Source organism: Micromonospora sp. NPDC007208 (assembly GCF_042869175.1).
Classification (GTDB): domain Bacteria; phylum Actinomycetota; class Actinomycetes; order Mycobacteriales; family Micromonosporaceae; genus Micromonospora; species Micromonospora foliorum.
Map to the genome: position 1 here is coordinate 215,803 of NZ_JBIAFG010000003.1, position 8,331 is coordinate 224,133.

The 8,331-nt window shown below is 71.1% G+C and carries 10 protein-coding genes; 3 read left to right on the forward strand and 7 right to left on the reverse strand.

Annotated features, from left to right (window positions below; translation table 11 throughout):
• Positions 1-26: 26 nt before the first annotated feature.
• From ACFYL6_RS07365 to ACFYL6_RS07380, 4 genes are all read right to left on the reverse strand, one after another.
• The gene (locus ACFYL6_RS07365; RefSeq protein WP_387168722.1) at positions 27-980 is read right to left on the reverse strand and encodes a carbohydrate kinase; all 954 of its coding nucleotides are present in this window, start codon (positions 978-980) and stop codon (positions 27-29) included.
• On the reverse strand, positions 977-2,242 hold the full coding sequence (locus ACFYL6_RS07370) for an AGE family epimerase/isomerase (protein WP_387168725.1): 1,266 nt from the start codon (positions 2,240-2,242) through the stop codon (positions 977-979). The genes ACFYL6_RS07365 and ACFYL6_RS07370 overlap by 4 nt, the downstream gene beginning before the upstream one ends.
• A 235-nt stretch (positions 2,243-2,477) precedes the next feature.
• The gene (locus tag ACFYL6_RS07375) at positions 2,478-2,903 is read right to left on the reverse strand and encodes a nucleoside deaminase (protein WP_387168728.1); all 426 of its coding nucleotides are present in this window, start codon (positions 2,901-2,903) and stop codon (positions 2,478-2,480) included.
• The gene (locus ACFYL6_RS07380; protein ID WP_387168731.1) at positions 2,900-3,751 is read right to left on the reverse strand and encodes a TIGR03619 family F420-dependent LLM class oxidoreductase; all 852 of its coding nucleotides are present in this window, start codon (positions 3,749-3,751) and stop codon (positions 2,900-2,902) included. Before ACFYL6_RS07380 ends, ACFYL6_RS07375 begins: the two co-directional genes overlap by 4 nt.
• Positions 3,752-3,844: 93 nt before the next feature.
• Between ACFYL6_RS07380 and ACFYL6_RS07385 the strand changes: the two genes are divergently transcribed.
• Together ACFYL6_RS07385 and ACFYL6_RS07390 are read left to right on the forward strand one after the other, a co-directional pair.
• Entirely contained in the window at positions 3,845-4,303 is a 459-nt protein-coding gene (locus tag ACFYL6_RS07385) for an Lrp/AsnC family transcriptional regulator (RefSeq protein WP_387168734.1), read from the forward strand.
• Between the two features lie 19 nt (positions 4,304-4,322).
• Positions 4,323-5,219: an aminoglycoside phosphotransferase family protein gene (locus ACFYL6_RS07390; protein WP_387168737.1), complete on the forward strand. Its 897-nt coding sequence runs from the start codon at positions 4,323-4,325 to the stop codon at positions 5,217-5,219.
• 164 nt (positions 5,220-5,383) lie between these two features.
• Here the strand turns inward: ACFYL6_RS07390 and ACFYL6_RS07395 are convergent, their stop codons facing one another.
• The 3 genes from ACFYL6_RS07395 to ACFYL6_RS07405 all read right to left on the reverse strand — a co-directional run bounded on the left by ACFYL6_RS07395 (position 5,384) and on the right by ACFYL6_RS07405 (position 7,435).
• Positions 5,384-6,193, reverse strand: coding sequence for an Fpg/Nei family DNA glycosylase (locus ACFYL6_RS07395; RefSeq protein WP_387168740.1), 810 nt, complete (start codon positions 6,191-6,193; stop codon positions 5,384-5,386).
• Positions 6,194-6,354: 161 nt separating this feature from the next.
• The gene (locus ACFYL6_RS07400; RefSeq protein ID WP_387168743.1) at positions 6,355-6,555 is read right to left on the reverse strand and encodes a DUF397 domain-containing protein; all 201 of its coding nucleotides are present in this window, start codon (positions 6,553-6,555) and stop codon (positions 6,355-6,357) included.
• Positions 6,548-7,435 carry a helix-turn-helix domain-containing protein gene (locus tag ACFYL6_RS07405; protein ID WP_387168746.1) on the reverse strand — a complete coding sequence of 296 codons (888 nt, stop codon included), beginning with the start codon at positions 7,433-7,435 and terminating at the stop codon, positions 6,548-6,550. Before ACFYL6_RS07405 ends, ACFYL6_RS07400 begins: the two co-directional genes overlap by 8 nt.
• Positions 7,436-7,795: 360 nt before the next feature.
• Here ACFYL6_RS07405 and ACFYL6_RS07410 point away from each other — a divergent pair, with 360 nt between their 5' ends.
• Positions 7,796-8,185: a hypothetical protein gene (locus ACFYL6_RS07410; RefSeq protein ID WP_387168749.1), complete on the forward strand. Its 390-nt coding sequence runs from the start codon at positions 7,796-7,798 to the stop codon at positions 8,183-8,185.
• Positions 8,186-8,331 lie beyond the last annotated feature (146 nt).

Below are 8,331 nucleotides of genomic sequence, written 5' to 3' on the forward strand. Positions count from 1 at the left end.
GGGCGGGCGGGCGGGGCGGGGCGGGGTTAGCTTGCGGGGTGGAGGAGTGCCGCTACCTCGGCGCGGGTCGGGGGGTTGGCGCCCCGGCGGGCGCAGGTCAACGCGGCCACCGTGGCGGCCTGCCGGAGCACCTCCGCCCACTGCTGTGGGGTCACCGCGGCGAGCCGGTCGGCCGGCCGGTCACCGAGCGCGTCGAGGTCGGCCAGCGCGGCCAGCAGGCCACCGGTGAACGAGTCGCCCGCGCCGACGGTGTCGACCACTGTGGTGCGGACCGCCGGCTCCTCGTGCAGCGTGCCGTCGGGCGCGAGCAGCCAGGCGCCGTCCCCGCCCCGGGTCACCACGGCGCAGGACACCCCGGCCGCACGCCACTCGGTCATCACGTCGGCCACCGAACGCTCCGGGTAGAGCCAGGCCAGGTCCTCGTCGCTGGCCTTGACCAGGTGCGCGAGGCGTACCTGCCGGCGTACCCGCTCCTGCTCCGCCGCCCGGTCGGTGACGATGCTCGGCCGCAGGTTGAGGTCGATGGAGATGGTGAGCCCGTCCCGCTGCCGTTCGCCGGCGAGCAGACCCTCCAGCACCTCCGCGCCGGGTGCCAACGCGAGCGCGAGGGACCCGGTGTGCAGCGCGATCGCCGGTGACCCGGCCAGCTCGGGCAGCTCCTGCGGCGTCCACTGCCAGTCCGCCGCACCGGCCAACCGGAACTCGTAGCTGGCCTGCCCGGCGGCGTTCAACGTGGCCACCGCCACCGACGTGGGCTCCTCGGCGCGGACCGCCCACCCCAGGTCCACCCGATTGGCGCTCAGATGCTCGACGAGTTGCCGACCGTACGCGTCGCTGGCGAGCCGGGCCAGCAGTCGTACCGGCTGGTCGAGCCGGGCCAGGGTGACCGCGACGTTCGCCGGGGAGCCACCCGGCACGGCCCGCTGCCCCTCGGCGGTGACGACCAGGTCGATCAGTGCCTCACCCGCGACGACGATCACGCGGTCACCTCCCCGGGTGCGAGCGGGCCGGGGCCACCGAGCCCGTCGGCCGCGCGGGACAGCAGTACCGCCTGGTACGCGTGGTAGACGTCCGGTCGGCCGTGCCAGACCGTGTCGGCGGGCAGGTTCTGCGCGTCCAGCTCGTGCCGCCATCCGGTCTGGTCGATCAGACTGCGGCGGGCGTACGCCCAGAAGACCCGGTACCAGTCGAGGTAGACCCCGTCCCCGGTACGGCGGTGCAGGGTGATCGCCGCTCCGATGGCCTCGGCGAGAACCCAGTGCATCCGGGAGCGCACCACGGGCCGGTCGTCCCAGTCGATGGTGTAGACGAAGCCGTCCGCGCCGTCGACGGCCCAGCCGCGACGCACGGCGGCGGCGAACAGGGCACGGGCGTCGGCGAACAGCCAGCGGGGTGGCTGCGGCAACACCGCCTCCAGCTCCAGCAGCAGCCGGGCCCACTCCAGCCAGTGACCGATCGTGGAGCCGTACGGCCGGAACGGGTCGGCCGGCTGGTCCCGGTTGTAGTCGGGCAGCGGCGTCCAGTCGGTGGTGAAGTGCTCGGGCAGCCGCCAGTCGTGCCGGGCCGCCTCACCGTGCACGAGGTGGGTGGCGATCCGCAGGGCCCGGTCGGCCCAGCTCGCGTCGCCGGTGGCGGCGGCAGCGGCGAGGAACGCCTCGACCATGTGCATGCTGCTGTTGGCGCCCCGGTAGTCCTCGGTGACCGTCCAGTCCCGGTTCCACGACTCGCGGACCGCGCCGGCGTCGTCGTCCCAGAACCGGTCCCGCACGACGGCCAGCGCGTCGGCGAGCAACCGGTCCGCGCCGGGCCGGCCGGCGCGCGTGGCGCTGGCGGCGGCGAGCAGTACGAACGCGTGGTCGTAGCCGGCCTTGCGATCATTGACGGGCTCCCCCTGCTGGTCCACCGCGCCGAACCAGCCGCCGTACCTGTCGTCGCGCAACAGGGTGCCGAGCGCGGCGATCCCGTGGTCGACCAGGGCGGCGGCGTCCGGGTCGCCGTTGCGGTGGGCGAGGGCGGCCACGTGGGTCATCCGGCAGGTGATCCAGGTGTGGATCGGTTCGCCGCGATCCGGGGTGCGGTCGTCGGTCAACCACCAGAACCCGCCCTCGGGCCGGACCGAGCGGCGGGCGGTTTCGAGCAGCGTCCGGGTCTGGTCGACGAGGAAGTCGTCCAGATCGGGCAGGTCTGGCGACCCCGCCGGGGCGGGGGTCGTCTCGGCGTCGGATCGGGGCACGTCGGTCATCTCAGCTGGTCACCGTCGGGTAGGAAAGGGACATACGGCCAGGATCGGCGGACGGACCGGGTCCGCGCCGCAAAACCGCCAACGGTACGCCACGAAGCGACTGGTCAGAGCCGGCGCGTGGTGGGAGGCTTTCCTCCCTTTTGCCCGTTGACATCGTTGTCACTTCCCAACCCTGCTCTGGCAGCCGGCCGACTGTCAATTCCGGCTGCGTCACACCGCCCCGCGACAGCTCCGGTCAGTAGTAGTCGTCGATCGGCTGGCGCGCCTCGTCGAACAGCGCCGGACCCTCGTACCGGACCGCGGGCAGCGGCGGGGTGGCGGGCTTGACCTCCTCGAACTGCTCGGTGGACAGGGCGTACACCACCCGCCCGAGGCCGGACCGGTCGATCGCGGTCGCGCACATCGCGCAGGGCTGGCAACTGGTGAACATGGTGGTGCCGGCGGCCACCTCGGGAGAGAGTTCGCGAGCCGCCCAGCGGGCCAACTTCAACTCCGGGTGGGCGCTGATGTCCGCGTCGGAGACCACCGTGTTGTGGTCCTCGATCAGGACGACGCCGCCGGCGTCGACAAGCAACGAGCCGAACGGCCGTTCGCCGGAGGCCCCCGCCCGCCTGGCGATCTCCACGGCGTGGCGGAGAAACTTCTCGTCGTCGGGGGTCATCGGTCCTCCTGGGATTTGTGGTGTGCGGCCACGGCCGCAAGGGTTTGCCAGGCGCGTTCGGGCTGGCGGATCTCGGTCAGATCGCCGTTGAACGGGTCCAGCACCACCGTCTGCGCCCCGAGCGCACGAAGCTGGTCGAGATCGGCGAGGATCTGATCGGTGGTGCCGACCCCGGCGAGCCGGTCCGGGGCGGTGATCGGTGCTCGGGTCTCCTGGAGCGCGATCCGCGGCACCAACGCGGGCACCGGGCGACCGAGTTCGTCGGCGATGGCCGTCAGCCGTCCGACCGCCTCGGCCAGCCGCCCGGGCGTGACCCGCAGCGGGTGCCAGGCGTCACCGAGCAGTACTGCGCGGCGCATGCCGGCCTCGCTGTTGCCGCCGACCCAGATCGGGATCGCGTCCGTGTCGTAGTCCTCGGTGTTCTGCCAGGCCGTACGCATGGTGTGCAGGTATTCGTCGGTCAGCGCACCGCGTTGCCGGAACGGCACGCCGAGCGCCTCGAACTCCTGCCGGGCCCAGCCGACCCCGACGCCGAGGACGAGCCGGCCGCCGCTGAGCCGGTTGAGGTTCGCTGCCATCCGGGCGGTGAGCAGTGGGTGCCGGTACGGGACGATGAGCACCGTGGTGCCCAACCGGACCCGGGTGGTCACCCCGGCCAGCCAGGACAGCGTGGTGAACGGCTCGTAGAACGGCGCCGGATACTGCTCGGCCACGTCCGGGGTCACCGCGATGTGGTCGGAGACCATCAGCAGGTCGAAGCCGAGACCCTCCACCGTCTGCGCCCACTGTCGCAGCACGTCGGGGTCGGTACCCGGGGCGAAGTTCGGTACGTTCACGCCAATCTGCACCCGTTCACGCTAGCCACTGTGGAGCCGGCGCGGGAACCCAATGATCCCTGCCTGCGCGGCCATCTGCCGTTGATTCAGCGGTAGATTGACCCAATGGCCGAGAATCTTGACGATCTCGATTGGTCGATCCTGACCGAGCTGCAGGGCGACGGCCGCTTGCCGATCACCGAACTCAGCCGCCGGGTCAAGTTGAGCGCGTCGGCCACCACCGAACGGGTGAGACGGCTGGAGGCGACCGGTGTGATCAGCGGCTACCGCGCCGAGGTCGACCTGTCCAAGGCGGGCTTCGCGGTGCTGGCGGTGGTCCGGCTGAAATACCCCGGCAGCCGGCACGAACCGCTGCACCGACTACTGGACCGACGGCTGGAGATCCTGGAGTGCCTGCGCACCACCGGGGACGACTGTTACGTGCTGAAGGTGGCGGCCACGTCGATGGCGCACCTCGAACAGATCGTCAACGATCTCGCCGGGTTCGGCAGCACCACCACGAACGTGGTCTACAGCGCCACCCTCCCCTATCGCGGCCCGCGCCTGACGCCGCCCCGGTCGTGACGGCACCGTGGATGGACGGATGGACCTACCCGAAGGGCTCGACTGGGTACGCGGGTCACCCGCCGGTCGCGCCTGGCTGACCGTACTCCCGACGTGGCTGACGGAGTGCGCCGAGCGGTGGTCGCTCCGACTCGGCCCACCCTTCCGGTACGCGTACGCCTCACTGGCACTCCCCGCCGACCTGCCCGACGGCACGGCGGCGGTGCTGAAGCTCCAGTACCCCGACGAGGAGAGCCGGCACGAGGCTGACGCGTTGGCCCACTGGGACGGCGACGGGGCGATCCGTCTGCTCGCCCACGACCCCGAGCGGCGCGCCCTGCTGGTGGAACGCTGTCAACCCGGCACTCCCCTGCACGATCTTCCGCCGGACCGGGCACTGGACGCGATGATCGGATTGCTGCCGCGGCTCTGGCGACCGGCCGGCGCGCCGTTCACCCCGCTGGCGCAGGAGGCCGCCGGCTGGATCGACCGGATGCCCCGGGCCTGGGAACGGGCCGGCCGACCGTACGAGCGGCGGCTTCTCGACGCGGCGCTCGACCTGCTCGACGGCCTGGCGTCGAGTCAGGGCGAACAGGTGCTGGTCAACCAGGACCTGCACGCCGGCAACGTGCTCGCCGCCGACGCGCTCACCACCGACGCGCTCGCCGCCGGCCGAGGGCCTTGGCTGGCGATCGACCCGAAGCCGCTGACCGGGGAGCGGGAGTTCTCGGTCGTGCCGATGGTGCGCGGCCCCGAGTTGGGCCACTCACCGGCCGCCGTCCGGCACCGACTGGACCGGCTCAGCAGTGAGCTGGGGCTGGACCGGGAACGGGTCCGGGGTTGGACGATCGGGCACACGCTGGCCTGGAGCCTCGCCGACGACACCGTCTTCCCCGAGAAGGTCGAAGTGGTCCGCTGGCTGCTCGACGCCAACTGAGGCCCAGCTCGGCGATCACGGGTGGTGGTGCCCGGCCCAGCTCCGCGATCTTGCACTTTCTGTCCCGACCTAGGGTGCATATCCACCCATGTCGACAACAGAAACTGCAAGATCGGCGCGGGGCGCGGGAGGCGGGCGCGGGGCGGGCCGGGGCGCGGGGCGGGTCAGCCGGCCTGGCAGGTACGGCACCAGTAGAGGTTGCGGCCGGCCAGCTCGCCGCGGCTGATCTCCGTGCCGCAGATGTGGCAGGGTGCGCCAGGGCGGCGGTAGACGTACACCTCGCCACCGTGCCGGTCCACCCGCGCCGGCCGGCCCATCGCCTCCGGCAGGTGAGCGTCGCGGACGGTGTCGATCCGCCCGTGCTCGACCGCGATCTGCATCAGCTCGACCAGGTCGGCCCAGAGAGCGCCCCAGCCGGTCCGGGTCAATTGTCGGCCCGGCATCCTGGGCGGCAGCCCTGCCCGGAACAGCGCCTCGGTCACGAAGATCAGGCCGGTGCCGGCCACCACCGACTGGTCCAGCAGCAGCGCGGCGAGCGGTGTGGGGCTGCGGACGATCCGGGCGTACGCCCGCTCCGGGTCGGCGTCGCCGCGCAACGGATCGGGCCCGAGGCGGTCCCGCAGCGCGGCCACCTCGGGTGGGGTGAGCAGCTCACAGGCCGTGGGCCCGCGCAGGTCGAGCCAGTGCCGGTCGCTGGCCAGTCGCAGCCGTACCTGACCGACCGGCTCCGGCGGCTCCCCCGGCCCGTCGGTGAACTTGCCATACAACCCGAGGTGTACGTGCAGCGTCAGCTCGCCGGCGTAGTGGTGCAGCAGGTGCTTGCCGTACGCCTCGGTGCCCTCCAGCACGGTCCCGGAGAGCCGGGCGGCACCCTCGGCGAAACGACCCTGCGGGCTGGCGGCGTGCAGTTTGTCCCCGGCGAACAGCTCGGCGTGCCGGGCCGCCAGGCGATGGATCGTGTGTCCCTCTGGCACAGGTGCCAAGGATAGCCAGCCCCTCCGGACCGGACCGCGCGCTGATCGACTCGCGCTCGCCGGCTGCGCTGATCGACTCGGGTTTCAGGAAACCGGGGTGTTGCGATGAGCGGGACACCCCGACTTTCAGGAAGGCGAGTCGATCGAGGTGGGCGGGACGGTCAGCCCTGACGCTGCCCCTTGACGCCGCTCACGAACGCGGCCCAGGTGGCCGGGGCGAGGGTCAGCGCCGGGCCGGTCGGGTCCTTGCTGTCCCGTACGCCCACGACGCCGGGGAGGTTGTCCGCCACCTCGACGCAGTTGCCGCCGCTCCCGCCGCTGCGGGTGCTCTTGCGCCAGATGGCACCGGCAAGATCAGTCATGATGCTCCTCGATGATCGAAGTGATCATTTTCTCTGATTCTGCCTCAACCGGGGCGAGCGCTTCCAGGTCCGACCAGACATGTTCGTAGGCAGCAACCTCGGCCGGCTTGTCCAGATACAGCGCTCCGGTGATGTTCTCGACGTAGACGGTTGCCGGCTCGGTCGACGCCCTCCCGAATGCCTGTGGAAAGTCCAGCAGGACGAAGGTGCCACTTTCGCTGGCCAACGGCGGACCGGCGGCGAGCGGCAACACCCGCAGACTCACGTTCGGCAGCGCGGCCACGTCGAGCAGGTGTCGCAACTGCTGAGCCATCGCCCGCCGGTCGGGGATCGTGCGCCGCAGCACGGCCTCGCTCAGGACGACCCGCAGGGTGGGCGCCGTGGGCAGTCGGCGTACGAGGATGCCCTGGCGTTGCAGCCGAACCTCCACCAACTTCTCCCGGTCCTGTTCGCGCATCGTCGGATTCTTCCGGCGGAACAGCTCGCTGGCGTATTCCCGCGTTTGCAGGAGCCCGGGGATCAACTCGGCGTCATATTGGCGCAGCGCCGAGGCCGACGATTCCAGACCGACGTACAGCGAGAACCACGACGGGACCACATCACCGTACGAATGCCACCAACCCCGAGCGCGAGTCTCTCTCGCGAGGCCGGCGACGATCTCCACCATGTCGTCGGCCAGTCGATAGAGAACGCACATCGCGCGGGCGTCCACTACGCGCACCGGGACCAACCCCTTCTCGATGCGCCACACCTTCTGCCGCGAGCAGTCCAGTGCTTCGGCCGCAGCGTCCAGCGTCACCGAAGCATCCTCGCGGAGCTGCGTGAGCAGCCGTCCGAGCTGCCGCCGAGGGACCGTGGACCCGCTTGTTTCATCCGTCATGCAACATCACCACTCTCCTCCTGCAACACCGAACGTTTCACCCCGCACGCATTTCCTTACCATTCCTCGTGCGTCAATACGGCCTGAGGCTAAGGCGGATTGGGGCGTTGCACAAGGTGGCCAGCGTGGAACATGCTGTCACGCGTCAGGAACTCCCAGAAATGGCGTCAGGAATGGCGTCGACAATAGCCTGCTGCCCAACTCACGCGTATTAGCACGTGGGCCGGCGTGACGCTATTCTTCGGGAAAGGGCGCCACGATGCGCGTGTCGTACAACGAATACCTCTTGGTCACCGCGCTGACCCTTGCCCGTCGGCACCGTCCGGTCTGGAGTTGGGCACGCTGGCGCACGGTGTGCCGGTGCGGCGCGGACCTGCCCTGCCGGGCGCGGCACCGCATCCCGATCAACCGCAGGCACTGGCCGACGTGACCGGCCTGAAGCCCGGCGACCTGCTGCTGATCGGCGAGGCGTGCTCAGTGCAGTTCACCGGTGACCGGGCGCTGCGCTTTCGACTCGTGAGCGTGGACCCGCGCCCGACCTACCACGGGTGGGTCTGGCTGACGGGTTACGTACTGAACGACAAGGGCTTGGCCGTCGACAAGCGGGAGGTGTTCGTGCGACAGGCCGGCCTGCAGGTGCTCCGCGCCGCGCCCTCGATCACGCCCACACCGCGCACCCGTGCGCCCCGCCGCGCACCGGCACCCGCACCCGCAGCCGCACCCGCACCCGCACCCGGCAAGTCGCCCTGACCGGGCAGTTCGGCGCCGGTCAGCGCGCCCACGCCGGGTAAGTCGACCGGCTCCGCCGCTGATCGACTCGACTTCAAGGAAGTCGGGGTGTCCACGTAGGCAGGACACCCCGACTTCCAGGAAACCGAGTCGATCAAGGCCAGGTC